Source organism: Pantoea sp. K16 (genome assembly GCF_048452805.1).
Classification (GTDB): Bacteria; Pseudomonadota; Gammaproteobacteria; order Enterobacterales; family Enterobacteriaceae; genus Pantoea; species Pantoea agglomerans.
In genome coordinates, this window is the sequence record NZ_JBLWNV010000015.1 from 25,410 (window position 1) to 45,756 (window position 20,347).

Genomic DNA, 20,347 nt, shown 5'->3' on the forward strand with positions numbered 1-20,347 from the left:
CTTAAAGGGTGCGAAACACCAGCAGCAATAAACAGGCAAACACCGGCACCGCCGCAGTCAGACTATCAATACGATCAAGAATGCCACCGTGACCAGGAATCAGATTACCACTGTCTTTGATGCCCGCTTCACGTTTAAACATGCTCTCAGTGAGGTCGCCCAGCACAGAGGCCAGCGTCGCGATAATCGCGCAAATCACCAGCGTACCGGTGGAAACCGTCAGTGGCGCCAGCGTCGCAAACAGCACTGCAATCAGCGCCGAGGTGACCAGACCGCCCAGGAAGCCTTCCCAGGTTTTGCCTGGTGAGACCTTTGGCGCCAGCTTGTGCTTGCCGAACATCTTGCCAAACATATAGGCACCTGAATCCGCTCCCCATACCAGCAGCAACACAAACAGCAGCCACCAGGCACCGGCGAAGTGGTCGGTGTCATAGTGATACTGGCGCAGCGCCACCATGCCCCAGAAAAAAGGGACCAGCGTTAACACGCCAAAGAGTAAGCGAAGTGGACGCGAATGGCGCCAGAAGGCCGCAGAAGCGGGATAGGAGAGCACCAGCAGCAGTGCAACGATCCACCACACCAGCGACGCCCAAAGCGATGTCGCGATCTGTGGCAGATGCACCGTGTGTTGATAAGGTGGCAGCGTAAACTGCATCAGCGCCAGCAGCAGACCACAAAGTACAGCCAGCCAGACGCGCTGTTGCCGTGATGCCATCCCTGCAAACTGGCCCCATTCCCAGGCTGCCAGCATGCAGATAACGATGGTTGTCAGGGCGAAGCCAACAGGCGGTAACCAGAACAGTGCAGCTATTACCAGCGGAATTAATATCAACGCGGTAATCAGACGAGACTTCAGCAAAGGTTACCCCCAGATTGCTCAGGCGCCGCCTGGTGCAGCGCCGCCAAAACGACGCTCCCGCAGAGAGAATGCATTCAGTGCACCTTCAAAAACGTGTTCATCGAAATCCGGCCAGAGCACATCGGTAAAATAGAATTCAGCATAGGCAATCTGCCACAGCAGGAAGTTGCTAATCCGATGCTCTCCCCCGGTCCTTATCACTAAATCCACTGGCGCCAGCTCCTGCATACAGAGCTGCGACGTCAGGCTCTCTTCGGTAATCTGGTCAGGTCGCAGTAATCCTTCCTGAACCTGTTCAGCCAGTTTTTTCACGCCTTCGATAATATCCCAACGGCCGCCATAGTTGGCAGCAATGTTGAGCGTCAGGCCACTATTATTTGCGGTCAGCGTCTCAGAACGGCGAATACGTTCCTGAATACGCGGGCTGAAACGGCTGGTATCGCCAATGACGCGTAAGCGAACATTGTGTTTGTGCAGGCTCTTCACTTCACTATCAAGCGCCCAGACAAAGAGTTCCATTAACGCGGTGACTTCCTGCGGCGGACGACTCCAGTTTTCACTGCTGAAGGCGTAAAGCGTCAGGGCTTCAAGATTGTTACTGACCGCAAAGCTGACGGCACGGCGTACCGATTTAACGCCAGCTTTGTGGCCTGAAATGCGCAATTTTCCCTGATTTTTGGCCCAGCGGCCATTGCCATCCATGATGATAGCGACGTGGCGCGGACCGTTTCCCTGCTGGTCATCAGTGTTGTTGTGATTGTTAGACGACATAACGCTTAACCAATTCCTTTCATCAGAAATGCTGTGGTTTCTGAATACATTGCGCCCGATTCAAATCCCGACACACTCTCAGTGCCGGGCCACACCGAATTCGGTGACAGACCGTGAAACGCGAGCCAGCGACTATATCATTTTCACCTGAAGCGAACAAATGGCCTCATAACGATCGGCATCACGACGTGAAACGCGGCAACATTTCTGTCGCCAGCGCGCGCGCAGTGCGATCGATTTCAAGGACAGCGTCCACCGAATCCGGCTCCGGACACACTTGTGCCGCCATCACCTCACTATTAAGCGCGGCAATGTCGGTGAAGCGGATCTGGTGATTCAGGAAAGCCGCGACGGCAACCTCGTTGGCTGCATTCAGCGTGGTGGTCGCCGCCTGCCCTGCATCACAGGCATCAATGGCCAGTTTCAGACAGGGGTAGCGACTAAAATCAGGTTCTGCAAAGGAGAGCGCCGACATGCGGGTAAAATCCAGCGGCGTCACGCCTGCATTGATGCGCGAAGGCCAGGCCATGCTGTGGGCAATCGGCGTACGCATATCAGGAGAACCTAATTGAGCCAGCACGCTGCCATCGCAGTATCGCACCATGGAGTGAATCACCGACTGTGGGTGGAGTATCACTTCCATCTGCGCTGCGCTGGCATTAAACAACCAACGGGCTTCAATGTACTCAAGACCTTTATTCATCATGGTGGCCGAATCGACAGAGATTTTTCTCCCCATCGACCAGTTCGGATGTGCACAGGCCTGATCTGGCGACATGGCGCTGAGATCCGCTAAATCTGTGTCACGAAAAGGACCACCCGATCCCGTAAGGATAATCGACTCAATGCCATTATCCCGCAGGTCAGCGTAACCTAACTGATGCTGGATGGTAGCCGGTAAACTCTGAAAAATGGCGTTATGCTCGCTGTCGACCGGTAGCAACTGTGCGTTATGATGACGCACGGCCTCCATAAACAAACGGCCGCAGGTGACAAGCGATTCTTTGTTGGCCAGCAGCACCGTTTTTCCGGCGCGAATGGCCGCCAGCGTTGGCAGCAAACCCGATGCGCCGACGATCGCCGCCATCACCTGATCCACCTCATCCAGCGCAGCCAGCTCACAGGCTGCCTGAACGCCGGAGAGCACTTCAGTATTGACCCTGATTGCTCTCAGTCGCTCACGCAACGCAGCGGCGGATGCCTCGTCTGCCATGCAGGCGAAGCGCGGTGTAAAGGCCGCACACTGCTCGGCCATCAGCGCCACGTTATGGCCGGCAACCAGCGCCGTAATCTGATAAAGCGCCGGGTTGGCGCGCACCACCGCCAGCGTACTGGTGCCGATAGAGCCGGTGGATCCCAGCAGAGTTAATCGCTTCATGAAGCTATCCGTGTGAAGTCAGCGTGCCCAAAGGCACAATGTAAAACGCCGCCAGATGTCGCATTCATACGAATACCTCTCTGTACGGCGTTTTGTCCGGCAGTGATGGGATTAGAAATCCATCAGCTCCGTCTCTTTTTCTGACAGTGCAGCATCAACTTTCTTGATGTACGCATCGGTCATTTTTTGCACTTCATCCTGCGCACGACGTTCGTCGTCTTCGCTGATCTCTTTATCTTTCAGCAGCGCTTTGATTTTATCGTTGGCATCGCGACGGACGTTACGTACCGACACACGGCCCTGCTCGGCTTCGCCGCGCACGATTTTAATCAGATCTTTACGACGCTCTTCTGTCAGCGCAGGCAGCGGAACACGGATGTCGGTACCGGCTGAACTTGGGTTCAGACCGAGATCGGACTTCATGATCGCTTTTTCGACTGCCGGACTCAGTGACCGATCAAACACGTTGATTTTCAGCGTGCGTGAATCTTCCACAGTGACAGAAGCCAGCTGACGCAGTGGCGTCGGCGTGCCGTAATATTCGACGACGATGCCGTCGAGCAGCGAAGGTGAAGCACGACCGGTGCGCACTTTGCTGATGGTGGTTTTGAATGCTTCAACGCATTTTTCCATGCGCGTGTCAGCATCTTTTTTGATGTCGTTAATCACGTTGAAACCCTTGGATTCGGTTTGACCTGGCCAGTTCCGGCGTAACCGGAAGCGGGATCGATAATCATCGATAATCCTGACTGGTGCGCGATGCATTATCATCGCGCTGACAGAATATACCTTATTTTATCTCGCCTCGGGTATTAATGCGTAATCAGGGTGCCTTCTTTTTCACCCATCACTACGCGACGCAGTGCGCCAGGCTTATTCATGTTGAAAACACGGATAGGTAATTTGTGGTCACGCGCCAGGGTAAAGGCCGCAAGATCCATCACTTTCAGCTCCTGATCCAGCACTTCAGCATAGGTCAGTTGCTCATACAGCGTTGCGTCCGGGCTTTTCACCGGATCCGCAGAGTAGACGCCGTCCACTTTGGTCGCTTTCAGCACGACGTCCGCTTCAATCTCAATGCCGCGCAGACACGCTGCAGAGTCAGTGGTGAAGAACGGATTACCGGTACCGGCGGAGAAGATCACCACGCGGTTGTTACGCAGCAGGCTGATTGCTTCTGCCCAGCTGTAGTTGTCACAGACGCCATTCAGTGGAATCGCTGACATCAGGCGTGCATTCACATAGGCGCGGTGCAGTGCATCACGCATCGCCAGGCCGTTCATCACGGTTGCCAGCATACCCATGTGGTCACCCACAACGCGGTTCATGCCGGCCTGCTGCAGGCTCGCTCCACGGAACAGGTTCCCTCCGCCAATCACCACGCCAACCTGGATGCCCAGTTCAACCAGCTCTTTTACCTCTTGTGCCATGCGGTCAAGCACACTCGCGTCGATACCAAAACCTTCAGCGCCTTGCAGGGCTTCGCCGCTGAGTTTAAGCAGGATACGTTGATAAACAGGTTTTGCGTTGGTCGCCATGGTCAGTTCTTCCTGGAAGATTGGGTGTAAAGGAGAAGTAAATTCTGATCGATCATCCGCTTACCGCAATGAAATTGCTATTGGGATGAAACTGAAAACGTATCTGTTGCGATTTACAGACAAAAAAGAACCGCCATCTGGCGGTTCTTTCAAAGCATTAAGACTGTTTGGACATTGCTGCAACTTCTGCAGCGAAGTCAGACTCAACTTTCTCGATGCCTTCACCGACTTCGAAGCGGATGAAGTTGATAACGTCAGCGCCCTGCTCTTTCAGAGCCTGGCCAACGGTTTTGCTTGGGTCGATAACGAAAGCCTGACCAGTCAGAGAGACTTCGCCGGTGAATTTCTTCATACGGCCTTCAACCATCTTCTCTGCGATCTCTTTTGGCTTGCCAGACTGCATCGCGATGTCCAGCTGAACCTGGTACTCTTTATCAACCACGTCAGCAGAAACGTCTTCTGGCTTAACGAATTCAGGCTTGCTTGCCGCAACGTGCATCGCGATCTGTTTGATCAGATCTTCGTTAGCGCCTTTGGTTGAAACCAGAACGCCGATACGTGCGCCGTGCAGGTAGCTGCCCAGCTCTGCGCCTTCCAGGATAGCAACGCGACGGATGTTGATGTTCTCACCGATTTTAGCAACCAGTGCAACGCGCTCTTCTTCGAACTGCGCTTTCAGAACTTCAACGTCGGTAACGCGATCAGCTGCAGCCACATCCAGAACTTTGTCTGCGAACGCCTGGAAACCGCCATCTTTTGCAACGAAGTCAGTCTGGCAGTTTACTTCCAGAATCACGCCGTAGTCGCCAACGATCTTGGTTTTGATTACGCCATCAGCAGCAACGTTGCCTGCTTTTTTCGCTGCTTTGATTGCGCCAGACTTACGCATGTTCTCAATCGCCAGCTCAATGTCGCCATTCGCTTCAGTCAGCGCTTTTTTGCAATCCATCATGCCAGCGCCAGTACGCTCACGCAGTTCTTTTACCAATGCAGCGGTAATGTCAGCCATTCCAGAATCCTCGGTTCGTGCCTGTGTACGTTTGCACCAGCAGACACTTATTTGCGGAAAATTTACTCTGTCCCGCCGTCCGGTTGGGGGCGTAACAGACTTAGATAAAATAAAGGGGCCAGTATAGGCCCCTTACAGATCACATCTGAATGCTAAGGGCTCTTATGCAGAGCAAACCTTATTAAGCGTTTTCTAAAGACGCTTCTTCAGCTTGCTCAGCCAGGTCCTGAGAGCGGCCTTCGCGAACGGTGGTCGCAACGGCAGTCAGGTACAGGTTTACAGCACGGATCGCATCGTCGTTACCTGGGATAACGAAATCAACGCCATCTGGATCTGAGTTGGTATCAACGATAGCAAATACCGGGATACCCAGGTTGTTTGCTTCTTTGATTGCGATGTGTTCGTGGTCAGCATCGACAACAAACAGCGCGTCTGGCAGACCGCCCATATCTTTGATACCGCCCAGGCTGTTTTCCAGCTTGGCCAGCTCACGCGCACGCATCAGCGCTTCTTTTTTGGTCAGTTTGTCGAAAGTACCATCCTGAGACTGAATCTCCAGATCTTTCAGACGCTTGATTGACTGACGCACGGTTTTCCAGTTAGTCAGCATGCCACCCAACCAGCGGTGGTTTACGAAGAACTGGTCGCAGCTCAGTGCAGACTCTTTTACCGCCTGAGCAGCAGCACGCTTAGTACCTACGATCAGGATCTTACCTTTACGGGAAGAGATCTTGTTCAGTTCAGCCAGAGCTTCGTTGAACATAGGTACAGTTTTTTCCAGGTTGATGATGTGAACCTTGTTACGAGCACCAAAGATGAATGGCTTCATTTTTGGGTTCCAGTAACGGGTCTGGTGACCGAAGTGAACACCAGCCTGGAGCATGTCGCGCATGGAAACAGTTGCCATGATAAAACCTCTAAAGTTTGATTGGGGTTGGGCCTCCATGTATCCCATACGACCGACCTCTTTCAAGGCACCCCGGCGTATGTGTCGATACATGTGTGTTTTATTACACATAATGAGAGTTATGCGTTTCCTGCTGACCGAAACGGCCATACAGAGAATCGTCGGCGCGCTTTATACCACAACCAGCCCAGGGACGCCAATAAATGATCGCTGACGGAGGTCAGCGCGTTCTCTATTTGGCAGCCCATTTGCTGGCTGCTAACATGACAGCACAGAACTTATTATTGTCGAAAATTTCGACAACTGCGGATTAATTTAATGGCAATTTCAATTAAAACCCCTGAAGAAATCGAAAAAATGCGCGTCGCGGGCCGACTGGCCGCCGAAGTGCTGGAGATGATCGAGCCTTACGTAAAACCGGGTGTGACCACCGGTGAACTGGACCGTATCTGCCACGATCACATTACTCAAAAGCAGCAGGCTGTCTCCGCCTGCCTCGGCTATCACGGCTTTCCGAAGTCGGTCTGCATCTCGGTGAATGAAGTGGTGTGCCACGGGATCCCCAGCGATGATCGTCCGTTAAAAGATGGTGATGTAGTGAATATCGATGTCACCGTAATTAAAGATGAATACCACGGCGATACCTCAAAGATGTTTATCGTCGGTAAGCCGACCATTCAGGGTGAACGCCTGTGCCGTGTCACGCAGGAGAGCCTCTATCTCTCACTGCGTCTGATCAAGCCCGGCATCCGCCTGCGCGAACTGGGTCGCGCCATCCAGAAATATGTCGAAGCCAACGACTTCTCTGTGGTGCGCGAATATTGCGGTCACGGTATCGGCAAGGGTTTCCATGAAGAGCCTCAGGTGCTGCATTACGATGCCGATGATGGCGGCGTGGTACTCCAGGCAGGTATGACCTTTACGGTAGAACCGATGGTCAACGCCGGGGATTACCGCATCCGCACCATGAAAGATGGCTGGACGGTAAAAACCAAAGATCGCAGCTTGTCCGCGCAGTATGAGCATACTATTGTGGTGACGGAGAACGGCTGTGAGATTTTAACCCTGCGCAAAGACGACACGCTGCCCGCTGTGCTTGTCGCCGAAGGGTAATTCCCCCATTACAGATCAAGCCGGCGCTGAGCCGGCTTTTTTTTGGCTAAAAAAGAGAAGAGCTGCATGAGCGTGAGTCTGTCAGAAGATGTGAAAAACGGTCTGGTCGATTCGCCAGCCGAATGGGGTGACGACCAGCTGACGCGTGACATTCTGAAGCCGCGGCTGGAGCAGTTTCAGCAACATCTGGCCGCCGCGTTTGATGCCGGTGAACCCGTTGAGCCGCTGATTGATGCCCGCACGCTGTTTATCGATCGGCTGCTGCGTCGCCTGTGGCGCTTCTTTGGCTTTGATGAGATGCCGGCTATCGCGCTGGTCGCCGTTGGCGGCTATGGCCGTGCCGAACTGCATCCGCTCTCTGATATTGACGTCCTGATCCTGAGCCGCCAGCCGCTGAATGAACAGGCTGCGCAGCGCACCAGCGATCTGTTAACGCTGATGTGGGACCTTAAGCTGGAAGTGGGTCACAGCGTCCGCACGCTGGAAGAGTGTCTGCTGGAGGGGTTATCTGACCTGACCGTTGCCACTAATCTGATTGAGTCACGCATGCTGACCGGCGATGTGGCGCTGTTTCTGGAATTACAGAAAAACATCTTCAGCGATGGTTTCTGGCCCTCATCCTGCTTTTTCGCCGCCAAAATTGAAGAGCAGCAGGAGCGCCACAAGCGTTATCACGGCACCAGCTATAACCTTGAACCGGACATTAAAAGCAGCCCCGGTGGCCTGCGGGACATTCATACGCTGCAGTGGGTCGCCCGACGCCATTTTGGCGCCACCACGCTGGATGAGATGGTCGGCTTTGGTTTCCTCACCGACGCCGAGCGCAGCGAACTCAACGAATGTCAGGCATTTCTCTGGCGCATCCGCTTTGCCCTGCACCTCTCCCTGCCCCGCTACGATAATCGCCTGCTGTTTGATCGCCAGCTCAGCGTGGCACAACGCCTGAATTATCAGGGCGAGGGCAATGAGCCGGTCGAGCGGATGATGAAAGATTTCTATCGGGTCACGCGGCGTATCGGCGAACTGAATCAGATGCTGCTGCAGCTGTTTGATGAGGCGATTCTGGCGCTCTCCACCAGCGAAAAGCCCAGGCCTATTGATGACGATTTCCAGCTGCGTGGCGATTTGATCGATCTGCGCGACGAAACGCTGTTCCGGCGAGAGCCGCAGGCAATCCTGCGCATGTTCTACGTCATGGTGCGTAACGACAGCATCAAAGGGATCTACTCCACCACCCTGCGTCACCTGCGCCATGCGCGTCGTCATCTTAAACAGCCGCTGTGTCAGATTCCGGAAGCGCGCCGCACCTTTATGTCGATTCTGCGACATCCCGGCGCGGTCAGCCGGGCGCTGGTGCCGATGCATCGCTACAGCGTGCTGTGGGCTTATACGCCGCTGTGGGGCCATATCGTCGGACAGATGCAGTTCGATCTGTTTCACGCCTACACCGTGGATGAGCACACCATTCGGGTGTTGCAGAAGCTGGAAAGTTTTGCCAATGAAAGCACCCGCCCGCAGCATCCACTGTGCGTCGAGTTATGGCCGCGCCTGCCGCAACAGGAGCTGTTGCTGATGGCCGCGCTGCTGCATGACATTGCCAAAGGGCGCGGCGGCGATCACTCTATTCTCGGCGCGCAGGATGCGCTCGACTTTGCTGAAATGCACGGCCTCAACTCACGTGAAACCCAGCTGGTGGCCTGGCTGGTGCGTCATCATCTGCTGATGTCGGTGACAGCACAGCGGCGCGATATTCAGGACCCGACGGTGATACAGCAGTTCGCCGAGGTGATGCAGAATGAGAACCGGCTGCGCTATCTGGTTTGCCTGACCGTAGCCGATATCTGCGCCACCAATGAAAGTCTGTGGAACAGCTGGAAGCAGAGCCTGTTACGTGAGCTCTTTTTCGCCACCGAGAAGCAGTTGCGACGCGGCATGGAAAACAGTCCGGATCTGCGTGAGCGGGTGCGTCATCATCGCCTGCAGGCGCTGGCGCTGCTGCGGATGGACAACATCGATGAAGAGCGTCTGCACCAGATCTGGAATCGCTGCCGCGCTGACTACTTCCTGCGCCATACGCCGAATCAGATCGCCTGGCATGCCCGCCACCTGCTGGTTCACGACCTGAAAAAACCGCTGGTGCTGGTCAGTCCGCAGGCCACGCGCGGCGGGACCGAAATCTTTATCTGGAGTCCCGATCGCCCGCACCTGTTTGCCGCCGTTGCGGGTGAACTCGATCGCCGTAATCTCAGCGTGCACGATGCGCAAATCTTTACCAGCCGCGACGGCATGGCGATGGATACCTTTATTGTGCTGGAGCCGGATGGCAGCCCGCTCTCTCCGGATCGCCATCCGATGATCATTCAGGCGCTGGAGCAGGCGATAACCCAGTCAGAGTGGGCGCCGCCGCGTACCCGCCGTCCGTCGGCCAAACTCAGGCATTTCAGCGTCGATACCGAGGTCAATTTCCTGCCGACGCATACCGATCGTCGCAGCTATCTGGAACTGGTGGCGCTGGATCAGCCAGGCCTGCTGGCGCGGGTCGGTGAAGTCTTTGCCGATCTCGGAGTCTCACTGCATGGCGCACGCATCAGCACCATCGGCGAGCGGGTCGAAGATTTGTTTATTCTGGCCAACAGTGAACGTCAGGCACTGGACGAAGAAATGCGAAAAGCGTTGCGACAACGGTTGACAGAGGCCCTTAATCCAAACGATAAAGTGTGACCAGACTCGATTTGTAAACATTAATCTCTTTACTTGTGTCGGGGTATTGCCCGGCATCGCACATGACAGATCAGGAAAAAAATATGCAACAGTTACAGAGCGTTATTGAATCCGCCTTCGAACGTCGCGCTGACATCACACCCGCCAGCGTCGACAGCGAAACCCGTGATGCCATCAACCAGGTGATCGCCCTGCTGGACAGCGGTGCACTGCGCGTTTCTGAGAAGATCGACGGCGAGTGGGTAACGCATCAGTGGCTGAAGAAAGCCGTACTGCTCTCTTTCCGCATCAATGACAATCAGGTGATGGAAGGTGCAGAAACCCGCTTTTACGACAAAGTGCCGATGAAGTTTGCTGGCTGGGATGAAGCACGTTTCAAAGAAGCCGGTTTCCGCGTCGTGCCGCCTGCGGCTGTGCGTCAGGGTGCCTATATCGCCCGCAACACGGTGCTGATGCCTTCTTACGTCAACATTGGCGCCTTTGTGGATGAAGGCACCATGGTGGACACCTGGGCAACCGTTGGTTCCTGTGCGCAGATTGGTAAAAACGTTCACCTTTCTGGCGGCGTGGGTATCGGTGGCGTGCTGGAGCCGCTGCAGGCGAACCCGACCATCATCGAAGATAACTGCTTCATTGGCGCGCGCTCTGAAATCGTTGAAGGCGTGATTGTTGAAGAAGGTTCCGTGATCTCAATGGGCGTTTACATCGGTCAGAGCACCAAAATCTATGACCGCGAGACCGGCGAAGTGCATTACGGCCGTGTTCCTGCGGGATCCGTGGTGGTCTCAGGTAACCTGCCCTCTAAAGATGGCAGCTACAGCCTCTACTGTGCCGTGATCGTGAAGAAAGTGGATGCGAAAACGCTTGGCAAAACAGGCATCAACGAACTGCTGCGCACCATCGACTGATTTAAGCGACGGGCTGGTTTCCAGCCCGTCATCTTTTCTTTACAGTGATTCCTGAATAACATGCTTCGCGTCGCGAATTAACTGGTGCGTTTAGTTTTTATCCAGGTCATAATCCGCGCCAGTTAAATCCTGTCGCGCAATGTTCATCCCGCTTATTTATGTCTACAGTTGACGGACGTCATGAACAAGTCTGCGCGCTTCTCACTTTTGATGGAAACAACGCTATGTATGACAATCTGAAAAGCTTAGGTATCAGTAACCCGGACGACATTGACCGCTATAGCCTGCGTCAGGAAGCCAATAACGACATTCTGAAAATCTACTTCCGCAAAGATAAAGGTGAGTTTTTCGCGAAGAGCGTTAAATTCAAATATCCGCGCCAGCGCAAAACGGTTGTTGCCGATCACGCGACCCAGGGCTACAAAGAAGTTCAGGAAATCAGCCCGAATCTGCGTTATGTCATCGATGAACTGGACCAGATTTGCCAGCGCGATCAGGTTGAAGTGGATCTGAAACGCAAAATTCTGGATGACCTGCGTCACCTGGAAAGCGTGGTTTCACATAAGATCACTGAAATTGAATCGGATCTGGAAAAATTAACCCGTAACGGTCGTTAATTTCCTGCCCGACCAGAGAGGCCAGCATTGCTGGCCTTTTTTATGCCGCAAATCTTCACTTCAGCCCTGCTCATCCAGTTGCAAAGCAACATAGAGCAACAGCCTGTCATCAAAATGGCCAAGATTCAGTCCGGTCAGTTCAGAAATCCGGTTCAGCCGGTATTCCAGCGTATTACGATGAATGAACAGCGCACGCGCGGTGGCGCTCGGCTGGACGTTATGGGTAAACCAGGCGATCAGCGTACGGCGCAGCAAGCCGTTGTTATCCATGCTCTTGAGCTTCGCCAGTGGCCGGGCGAGCTCATTGGCCTGCCAGCCACCCCGCAGGCTGTCGAGCAGCACGGGTAGCACCAGATCCTGATAAAAATAGCTGCGCACCTCGGGCATACGTTGCTTGCCCACCATCATCGTGGTGCGCGCCGTCCGGTAAGAGCGTGCGATGCTGCCGGGTCCGGTAAAGAAGTTGCCCAGCGCGATACGCATCCGAAGATGACCGCTCTCTTTCATCCGCTGTAGTAGCTGCTCTACGCGGCGGCGATGATCTTCCTGATCGTGACGCCCATGCCCATTCAGGGCCGGTTTCAGCACCACCATTTCGGTCAGTGACACAATCGCGATCAGATTGTCCCGCTCCGGCGTGGTCAGCAGCGTTTGCAACTGCTGTAACTCTGACATCGCGCTGTCGACGCCGAGCTGACCACTATCCACTTCCACCACGGCGACCACACGCGGCTGATTGAGATCGATCCCGAGCCGCTGCGCCCATTCGGTCAGCTGTGGCGACAGGGTATCGCTGCGGATCAGGTTCAGCACCAGCTCTTCACGCAGACGGCTGTCCTGCGCCAGCATATGCAGCAGCCGGGCTTGCTCCAGCATCATCTCCGCGGTCATGCAGACCAGCTCGCCATAATGCCGCAGCGCCAGCGGCTCGCCGGTCAGGCCGATCACCCCGACGATGTCACCATCAATGCGCAGCGGCAGGTTAATGCCAGGCCGCACGCCATGAAGATGTTTAGCCACGGCCTCATCGATGTCGACAACGCGCCCCTGAGAGAGCACCAGCAGTGCACCTTCGTGCAACTCCCCAATACGTTCCCGGTCACCGCTGCCGATAATCCGGCCCCGCGCATCCATCACGTTGACATTGCTGTCAATAATTTTCATGGTGCGCGCCACGATATCCTGTGCCAGCCGGGCATCAAGGTGATAGGTAGCCATCCATTACTCCTGAAAAGAGGGGGGAGAAACAGAATACGCATGCACAGCACGCAGAACATTGTGCAATTGCACAGAGCCAGGCCGTCATTTGCCGAATTTGCGGTGAGCATCACACTCTGACGAGGCAGAAAGTGGACATAAAAAAGGCGGACCGCAGTCCGCCTCTTCATCCGTTGCTGTTCGCTTACTGCATCAGCAGATAGATACTGCTGTCGCCGCGTTTCACATTCAGCGCCAGAACGGACGGCTTGCTGTCGAGAACTTTGCGCAGCTCACCCAGGTTGGTCACTACCTGCTGGTTAACGCCCTGGATCACATCGCCCTTTTTCAGGCCGATACGCGCCGCAGCACTGCCCGGTTTCACGTTATCAACCCGGACACCTTTGGTACCCGCTTCGATATTGCTGAGATCGGCGCCTTCAATGCCAGTGTAGATGGTCGCGGACTGCACTTTTGACTGGCTGCTCTGCTGCAACTTAACAGAGACATCGACCGGTTTGCCGTCACGCAGCAGCCCCAGTTTCAGGGTGGTGCCAACCGGCAGTGAGCCCACTTCCGCACGCAGCGAAGCAAAGCTGCTCAGCGGTTTACCGTTCATCGAGACAATGACGTCGCCCGCCTTAATACCGGCTTTGGCGGCCGCTGAGTCTGGCAGCACCTGGCTGACAAAGGCACCACGTTGTGCGTCGACCTTCATCGCTTTTGCCAGCTCGGAGTTCAGCTCAGTCCCCTGCACGCCCAGCTCGCCGCGTTTCACCTGACCAAACTCGACCATCTGTGCCGTCAGGTTTTTCACCATGTTGCTGGGGATAGCAAAGCCGATACCGATGTTGCCGCCATCAGGCGCCAGAATGGCGGTGTTAATCCCAATCAGTTCACCGTTGAGGTTAACCAGCGCACCACCGGAGTTGCCCCGGTTAATGGCCGCATCCGTCTGGATAAAGTTTTCGTAGTTTTCCACGTTCAGGCCACTGCGTCCCAGCGCGGAGACGATACCTGAGGTGACCGTTTCACCCAGACCATAAGGGTTGCCGATCGCCACGGTATAATCGCCGACGCGCAGGTTGTCAGAATCAGCGATTTTGACTGCGGTAAGATTTTTGGCTTCCTGCAGCTGAATCAGGGCAATGTCAGAGCTGGGATCTTTACCGATGACTTTGGCGTCATAGCGACGACCGTCGCTGAGCTGTACCTGAATTTTGGTGGCATTATTCACGACGTGGTTATTAGTTACCACATAGCCTTTGTCAGCGTTAATGATGACGCCCGATCCCAGAGCACGGAATTTTTCCTGCTGTGTATCAGGCACTGGCGCGCCGCCGTTACCGCCTGCACCGTCGCCGTTCTGGCACATCGGTGAACCCTGGAACGGGGAACCATCCTGGCAGAATGGCGAATTGTCGCCAAAGAATTGCTGAAATTGCTGCGGCATACGCGGGGTTTTCACCGTGGTGGTCCCCTCAACGCTGATACTGACCACAGACGGCATCACCTTCTCCAGCATCGGTGCCAGACTTGGCTGTTGCAGGCTATCGGAAGAGGCCGTTTGCGCAGCAGAAACAGTAACAGGGGCGAGCGCCATGCTCAGGCTCAACGCCAGCGCACTTAACATTAAGGTCTTTTTTTTCATTTTTCGTTTCTCAATAAGATTACTGTTCAGACCATTGCTGTGGTCGAAAGGTGAGATAAATGTTTTAGCGCGAAGTTCCTTTAAAAGTTTAAGGCAAAAGTAAAAATTTATTCGCGCTCTTTACAATTGGCGGCTTATTCTACCGCCATCAGTCGTCGGTACTCATCCCAGGCATAGAGATCGGTCATACCACTGATATAATCCTGAATGAGCCGGAAGCGATAATAACGTTCCCACAACAGACGCTGATATTTATGTTCTACAACCAGATTACGCATCTTATGCAAATAGGCTTTACGGTGTTTACCCGAGAGCTTATGAAAAAGCCGGGTTTCGATCGGATGCTGACGCAGGAAATCTTCATTTATCAGCGTGGTAAAGGCTTCGTAATTAAGGCGCATCAGCGGCTGATAGATCTCCAGCAGCCCTTTAATCACCCGGTAACCCTGCAACTCCAGCTGCTCTACTTCAGAATGATTAAAGACCTGCTGGCGCGCAACGGTTTTAAACAATTGCAGTAAGCGGCCCTCTTCACCCTCATCTTCCAGTAGCGCATGGTTAAAACTTCCATCGAATATAGCAGGAAGATTATCAACAAAACGTTTCACCGCATAGCTTACCAGTACGCTCTGAACATTTACGCGGAGTGACATAAAAAATTGATCGCTGCGGCTTCGGCGTTTTTTACTGCAGGCTTCACGCCAGGCTTCGCCAATAGTCCGACTGAAAGCGTCATTATTTTTAACCGGCCCCCAGGCTTTATTGAGAAACTCATACAAACTTTCAACATTAAAGATATCTTTTTCTACAGCGTCGTCCAAATCGGCAATACAATAGGAGATATCATCCGCAGCTTCCATTATATAAGTCAGCGGAAAACGGTGGTGTTCTTCCATATTGGTGGCAGCACGCAGGTCGGCAATATAATCCTGCTCAGAGAGATAAAACCCAGGCTTCTTCATGAGTACGCTAAATTCGGCGGGCTTTTCCCCCTGCCACCAGGCAGGCGCGGTATATTTCAGGATGCAGGCGACCTGAGAATAACTGAGATTCAGTTGCAGCAGCGTATGCACCATCCGGATCGCCTGCGCATTGCCTTCAAAGTGACAGAGATCCTGGCGGATCATGGCGTTGAGTTGATCAAAGGCTTTACGCTGTGCTTCTCCTTCCACGCTGGCCACCAGCGGATCAACCAGCTCGGCAGAGAGGTTCTCTTCAAACCAGTCATTAATCGCCGCCTCGCCAAAATGGCCAAAAGGTGGATTACCGACATCATGCATCAGACAGGCCATCTCAATCAGACTTTCAAAGGCGCCTTCCAGTTCATCAAGACCATACTGCGCCAGCCCGCCCTGCATCTTCAGGGTTTGCAGAATCTCTTTGGTGATGTAACGCCCGGTCTGCTGCACCTCCAGCGAATGCGTCAGGCGGGAACGAACGGCAGCGTTACGCTCCAGCGGAAACACCTGCGTTTTTTGCTGCAAACGCCGGATAGCGGCGGAGTTTATAATCCGTCCGCGATCGCTCTCAAAATGGCGCGTAATGTAATATTCGCCTTCCGGTTCCTTGCGGCTGTTATAAGGGCGCGAGAAGCTGATCTTCTTCCTGAAATTGATCGCTGACATGGATTACCCCTTATTTTTTCGTGAATTAATCCCCTGAATGCCATGGTAGACTATGCCCTAAATTTTGATTCTTTACATTAGCGGAACTCACTATGAAAGCAGGCATTATTGGCGCGATGGAGCAGGAAGTCACACTGCTGCGCGACAAAATTGAAAACCGTCAAACGCTGTCGCTGGCGGGTTGTGAAATTTATACCGGCACCCTGCAGGGCGTTGAGGTGGCTCTGCTGAAATCGGGCATTGGTAAAACCTCTGCCGCGCTGGGTACCACGCTGCTGCTGCAGCTCTGCAAGCCGGATGTGGTGATCAACACCGGTTCGGCTGGCGGTTTAGCGCCGTCGCTCAGCGTCGGTGATATCGTGGTGTCAGAAGAAGTGCGTTATCACGATGCTGACGTCACCGCTTTTGGTTATGAGCCGGGTCAGATGGCGGGTTGTCCTGCCGCGTTTGTGGCAGACAGCAAGCTTATCGCCGCTGCAGAAGCCTGTATTCAGCAGCTGGATCTGAAAGCCGTACGCGGTCTGGTAGTCAGCGGTGATGCCTTTATCAATGGTGCCGAACCGCTGGCGCGCATTCGTAATCTGTTCCCGCAGGCGATTGCCGTTGAGATGGAAGCCACCGCTATCGGCCATGTCTGTCATCAGTTCCAGGTGCCTTTTGTGGTCGTTCGCGCCATTTCCGACGTGGCCGATAAGCAATCTCACCTCAGCTTTGATGAGTTCTTAAGCGTTGCGGCGAAGCAATCTTCGCTGATGGTGGAGAACCTGCTGGCGCATCTGGCGCGTGGCTAAAACGCTACTCCTCTGCTGGCTGCTGCTGTTAAGCGGCAGCCTGCTGGCTTCACCGCCACGCGTGATTACCCTCTCCCCTCACCTTACCGAACTCGCCTTTGCTGCCGGGATTACCCCGATTGCGGTCAGCGCCTGGTCCGACTATCCGCCGCAGGCGAAACAGATTGAGCAGGTCGCAAACTGGCAGGGCATCAAGGCTGAACGTATTCTGCAGCTTAAGCCGGATCTGGTGTTAGCCTGGCGAGGCGGTAATCCGCAGCGGCAGATTGACCAGCTACAGCAGCTCGGCGTGCCGGTTAAATGGATTGATCCGCTGACGCTGGATGAGATGTTCACGGCGCTGGCCGATCTGGGCCACTGGAGCCCCAGACCGGAGCAGGCAACTCGCGCTGCCCGCCAGTTACGTCAGCAGGAAGCCGCGCTGCGTCAGCGCTATGCTCATCTGACTGCGGTTCCGCTTTTTTTGCAATTTGGTCAGCAGCCCCTGTTTACCGCCGCCAGAGCCACGCTGCAGAATGAAATTATTACGTTATGTGGCGGCAGGAACATCTTTGCTGACAGCCGCGTCAGCTGGCCGCAGGTCAGCCGTGAGCAGGTGCTGATGCGCCATCCTCAGGCCGTTGTGACGGGTGGCAGTGCGCAGCAGGCGGAAAACATCCGGGTGTTCTGGCGACCGCAGCTGGATGTACCGGTGATTGCCATCAACGAGGACTGGCTTAGCCGGCCAGGCCCGCGACTGCTGCTGGCCGCGCAGCAACTCTGTGCGGCCCTGCATCCCGATGAATAAATCAGCGAATTGATTAAAGTCACTGCGATTTTTGCCGTTGATCAATACCAGAGACGAACGCGCCACGTATGCTCGCCGTCCTTTTAGCGCTCCGGCGCTTTTTTAAAACACCAGGAACCTTATATGACCAGAGCACTGCTGCTGGCCATAGGGCTGTCGATCGCCGGTTCTGCCTTTGCAGGATCGATAAATGGCTCTATTGGCGCCAGACTTGTCATCTATTCACGCTGTGAAATCAACACGGCTAACGGCCAGCCCGCGCCGCAGATCAACTGCGGCAGACAGGCAAGCGCGCAGCCGCGCGTAACAAACGGCCAGATTCAATCGCAGGGAAGTGTGAAGCAAAGTAACCGGCTGGTCACAATAGAATGGTAAACGAGGCCGTCTGTATGACGGCCTGCATTATCAGATACTGAAGGAAGAGCCACAGCCACAGGTGGTTTTGGCATTCGGGTTGGTCACGATAAAGCGTGAGCCTTCCAGACCTTCCGTGTAATCCACTGAACCGCCCACCAGATATTGCAGGCTCATCGGATCAACCACCAGTGAGACGCCCTGCTTTTCAATCGTCATGTCGCCATCATTCATCTGGTCATCAAAGGTGAAGCCGTACTGGAAACCACTGCAACCGCCACCGGTGATATAGACGCGAAGTTTCAGCGCCGGGTTCTCTTCGTCGGCAATCAGGTTCTTCACCTTGGTGGCTGCGGCGTCGGTAAACTGCAACGGCAGTGCTACTACTTCATCACTCATGTTTTACTCCGGTAAACGCCCAGGTCAGAAAACGACCTTAATTACACTATTATCAGCCAGCACCTCAGCGCAATCAAGCTCTGCCCTTCGCACTCTGTGCCGCTTTCACTCCTGTTAAGGGCACAGGGGGCGAATCCACCTTTCGTCTGCTGCCCCTCTTCCGTAGAATGGCGCAATATTTTTCTGAACCGCTGGAGCCGAAAATGAGTAAGTCCGAACAACTGTTTGCCGAGGCACAACGCCTGATCCCGGGTGGGGTAAACTCGCCAGTACGCGCATTTACCGGTGTGGGCGGCGTTCCGCTGTTTATTGAACACGCTGATGGCGCCTATCTCTATGACGCTGACGGCAAAGCCTATATCGACTATGTCGGCTCATGGGGTCCGATGGTGCTGGGTCATAACAACGCGGCGATTCGTAACGCCGTGATTGAAGCGGCACAGCGCGGCCTAAGTTTTGGCGCACCGACCGAAATGGAAGTGACCATGGCGCAGCTGGTGTGTGAGCTGGTGCCGAGCATGGAGATGGTGCGGATGGTCAACTCCGGCACCGAAGCGACCATGAGCGCTATCCGCCTGGCGCGTGGCTTTACCGGCCGCGATAAAATCATCAAGTTTGAAGGCTGCTACCACGGCCACGCCGATCATCTGCTGGTGAAAGCCGGCTCCGGTGCGTTAACACTGGGTCAGCCGAACTCGCCGGGCGTACCGGCCGATTTCGCTAAACATACTCTGACCTGCACCTTTAACGATCTCGACTCAGTGCGCAGCGCTTTTGAGCAATATCCCGAGTCGATTGCGGCCATCATCGTTGAGCCGGTGGCTGGCAACATGAACTGCATCCCACCTCAGCCGGAGTTCCTGCCGGGTCTGCGTTCACTGTGTGATGAGTTCGGCGCACTGCTGATTATTGATGAAGTGATGACCGGTTTCCGTGTCGCGCTGGGTGGCGCGCAGGCTCATTACAATGTGCGCCCTGATTTGACCTGCCTTGGGAAAATCATTGGTGGCGGAATGCCCGTCGGTGCGTTCGGTGGCCGTCGCGAAGTGATGGCAGCGCTGGCCCCGACCGGTCCGGTTTATCAGGCGGGAACGCTCTCTGGTAACCCAATCGCCATGGCGGCGGGTTTCGCCTGCCTGACGCAGATCGCGCAGCCGGGCACCCATGAGAAGCTGGATGCCCTGACCCGCAAGCTGGCAGAGGGTCTGCGTGAAGCAGCACAACAGCAAAATATCCCGCTGGTGATTAACCATGTTGGCGGGATGTTCGGCCTGTTCTTCACCGATGCTGACAGTGTGACCTGTTACGCCGATGTGACCCGCTGCGATGTGGAGCGCTTTAAAACCTTCTTCCACCTGATGCTTGAAGAGGGCGTTTACTTTGCGCCTTCAGCCTATGAAGCGGGCTTTATGTCGCTGGCGCACAGCGAAGAGGATATTCAGCGCACTGTCGACGCCGCGCGTCGTTGTTTCGCGAAGCTGTAATTGCGGCAGCGTTAAAGATGAAGACCGGCAGCAGCCGGTCTTTTGTTATTGATGAGGCTTGCCCCGCTCTGTTGTGAGAGGGTGCACGCACAGGAAACAGGGTCAGATCGGAAAGGCGCGAAAGCCGTCATCCATGACTCGCTCGGCCCGCGCGATTACGCACCTCATCCATGAGGTGCGCCCGTTGCCGGGCCAACGCTTCGCGTTGTTCAAAAACGCTCCCGGCGTTTTTGTCCCT

Annotated in this window: 19 protein-coding genes; 8 read left to right on the plus strand and 11 right to left on the minus strand. The window is 54.6% G+C overall.

Translation table 11 applies throughout. From position 1 onward, the window contains the following. Position 1: 1 nt before the first annotated feature. The 7 genes from cdsA to rpsB all read right to left on the minus strand — a co-directional run bounded on the left by cdsA (position 2) and on the right by rpsB (position 6,462). Entirely contained in the window at positions 2 to 859 is an 858-nt protein-coding gene (cdsA, locus tag ACK13D_RS18490; protein WP_124889710.1) for a phosphatidate cytidylyltransferase, read from the minus strand. 18 nt (positions 860 to 877) lie between these two features. Next, a complete protein-coding gene (gene ispU, locus ACK13D_RS18495; RefSeq protein WP_010254107.1) occupies positions 878 to 1,630 on the minus strand; it encodes a (2E,6E)-farnesyl-diphosphate-specific ditrans,polycis-undecaprenyl-diphosphate synthase in 753 nt (250 codons plus the stop codon). Positions 1,631 to 1,811: 181 nt separating this feature from the next. Next, the gene (gene ispC, locus ACK13D_RS18500) at positions 1,812 to 3,008 is read right to left on the minus strand and encodes a 1-deoxy-D-xylulose-5-phosphate reductoisomerase (RefSeq protein WP_010254105.1); all 1,197 of its coding nucleotides are present in this window, start codon (positions 3,006 to 3,008) and stop codon (positions 1,812 to 1,814) included. Positions 3,009 to 3,119: 111 nt separating this feature from the next. Next, the gene (frr, locus tag ACK13D_RS18505; protein ID WP_010254103.1) at positions 3,120 to 3,677 is read right to left on the minus strand and encodes a ribosome recycling factor; all 558 of its coding nucleotides are present in this window, start codon (positions 3,675 to 3,677) and stop codon (positions 3,120 to 3,122) included. A 143-nt stretch (positions 3,678 to 3,820) separates the two neighbouring features. Next, a complete protein-coding gene (pyrH, locus tag ACK13D_RS18510) occupies positions 3,821 to 4,546 on the minus strand; it encodes a UMP kinase (protein WP_010254099.1) in 726 nt (241 codons plus the stop codon). A 157-nt stretch (positions 4,547 to 4,703) separates the two neighbouring features. Then, complete coding sequence (gene tsf / locus ACK13D_RS18515) at positions 4,704 to 5,555, minus strand: translation elongation factor Ts (RefSeq protein WP_010254097.1); 852 nt, start codon at positions 5,553 to 5,555, stop codon at positions 4,704 to 4,706. A 181-nt stretch (positions 5,556 to 5,736) separates the two neighbouring features. Beyond that, the gene (gene rpsB / locus ACK13D_RS18520; RefSeq protein WP_008925636.1) at positions 5,737 to 6,462 is read right to left on the minus strand and encodes a 30S ribosomal protein S2; all 726 of its coding nucleotides are present in this window, start codon (positions 6,460 to 6,462) and stop codon (positions 5,737 to 5,739) included. A gap of 318 nt (positions 6,463 to 6,780) precedes the next feature. Between rpsB and map the strand changes: the two genes are divergently transcribed. The 4 genes from map (at position 6,781) to ACK13D_RS18540 (ending at position 11,821) form a co-directional block, all read left to right on the plus strand. Then, on the plus strand, positions 6,781 to 7,575 hold the full coding sequence (map, locus tag ACK13D_RS18525) for a type I methionyl aminopeptidase (protein WP_010254092.1): 795 nt from the start codon (positions 6,781 to 6,783) through the stop codon (positions 7,573 to 7,575). Between the two features lie 66 nt (positions 7,576 to 7,641). Then, positions 7,642 to 10,296 carry a bifunctional uridylyltransferase/uridylyl-removing protein GlnD gene (glnD, locus tag ACK13D_RS18530; protein ID WP_010671860.1) on the plus strand — a complete coding sequence of 885 codons (2,655 nt, stop codon included), beginning with the start codon at positions 7,642 to 7,644 and terminating at the stop codon, positions 10,294 to 10,296. A gap of 83 nt (positions 10,297 to 10,379) precedes the next feature. After that, the gene (dapD, locus tag ACK13D_RS18535) at positions 10,380 to 11,204 is read left to right on the plus strand and encodes a 2,3,4,5-tetrahydropyridine-2,6-dicarboxylate N-succinyltransferase (protein ID WP_010671859.1); all 825 of its coding nucleotides are present in this window, start codon (positions 10,380 to 10,382) and stop codon (positions 11,202 to 11,204) included. Positions 11,205 to 11,428: 224 nt separating this feature from the next. After that, complete coding sequence (locus ACK13D_RS18540) at positions 11,429 to 11,821, plus strand: DUF3461 family protein (protein WP_010254085.1); 393 nt, start codon at positions 11,429 to 11,431, stop codon at positions 11,819 to 11,821. Between the two features lie 60 nt (positions 11,822 to 11,881). Here ACK13D_RS18540 and ACK13D_RS18545 read toward each other — a convergent pair whose 3' ends face one another. The 3 genes from ACK13D_RS18545 to dgt all read right to left on the minus strand — a co-directional run bounded on the left by ACK13D_RS18545 (position 11,882) and on the right by dgt (position 16,294). Beyond that, a complete protein-coding gene (locus ACK13D_RS18545; RefSeq protein WP_010254083.1) occupies positions 11,882 to 13,039 on the minus strand; it encodes a CdaR family transcriptional regulator in 1,158 nt (385 codons plus the stop codon). Between the two features lie 184 nt (positions 13,040 to 13,223). Continuing rightward, positions 13,224 to 14,669 (minus strand): serine endoprotease DegP, encoded by a 1,446-nt coding sequence (degP, locus tag ACK13D_RS18550; protein ID WP_010671858.1) that lies wholly within the window; start codon positions 14,667 to 14,669, stop codon positions 13,224 to 13,226. Positions 14,670 to 14,803: 134 nt separating this feature from the next. Then, on the minus strand, positions 14,804 to 16,294 hold the full coding sequence (gene dgt, locus ACK13D_RS18555; RefSeq protein ID WP_346551279.1) for a dGTPase: 1,491 nt from the start codon (positions 16,292 to 16,294) through the stop codon (positions 14,804 to 14,806). Between the two features lie 92 nt (positions 16,295 to 16,386). On the opposite strand from dgt, the gene mtnN reads away from it, so the two are divergent. From mtnN to ACK13D_RS18570, 3 genes are all read left to right on the plus strand, one after another. Then, positions 16,387 to 17,085, plus strand: coding sequence for a 5'-methylthioadenosine/S-adenosylhomocysteine nucleosidase (gene mtnN / locus ACK13D_RS18560; protein WP_033756625.1), 699 nt, complete (start codon positions 16,387 to 16,389; stop codon positions 17,083 to 17,085). Next, positions 17,078 to 17,872, plus strand: a complete 795-nt coding sequence (btuF, locus tag ACK13D_RS18565; RefSeq protein ID WP_010671857.1) for a vitamin B12 ABC transporter substrate-binding protein BtuF — start codon at positions 17,078 to 17,080, stop codon at positions 17,870 to 17,872. The genes mtnN and btuF overlap by 8 nt, the downstream gene beginning before the upstream one ends. A gap of 123 nt (positions 17,873 to 17,995) precedes the next feature. Further along, positions 17,996 to 18,247, plus strand: a complete 252-nt coding sequence (locus tag ACK13D_RS18570) for a hypothetical protein (RefSeq protein ID WP_010254068.1) — start codon at positions 17,996 to 17,998, stop codon at positions 18,245 to 18,247. 30 nt (positions 18,248 to 18,277) lie between these two features. Here ACK13D_RS18570 and erpA read toward each other — a convergent pair whose 3' ends face one another. Next, a complete protein-coding gene (gene erpA, locus ACK13D_RS18575) occupies positions 18,278 to 18,625 on the minus strand; it encodes an iron-sulfur cluster insertion protein ErpA (RefSeq protein WP_010254064.1) in 348 nt (115 codons plus the stop codon). Positions 18,626 to 18,828: 203 nt separating this feature from the next. Here erpA and hemL point away from each other — a divergent pair, with 203 nt between their 5' ends. Next, the gene (gene hemL / locus ACK13D_RS18580; RefSeq protein ID WP_010254062.1) at positions 18,829 to 20,109 is read left to right on the plus strand and encodes a glutamate-1-semialdehyde 2,1-aminomutase; all 1,281 of its coding nucleotides are present in this window, start codon (positions 18,829 to 18,831) and stop codon (positions 20,107 to 20,109) included. The last annotated feature ends 238 nt before the right edge of the window (positions 20,110 to 20,347 follow it).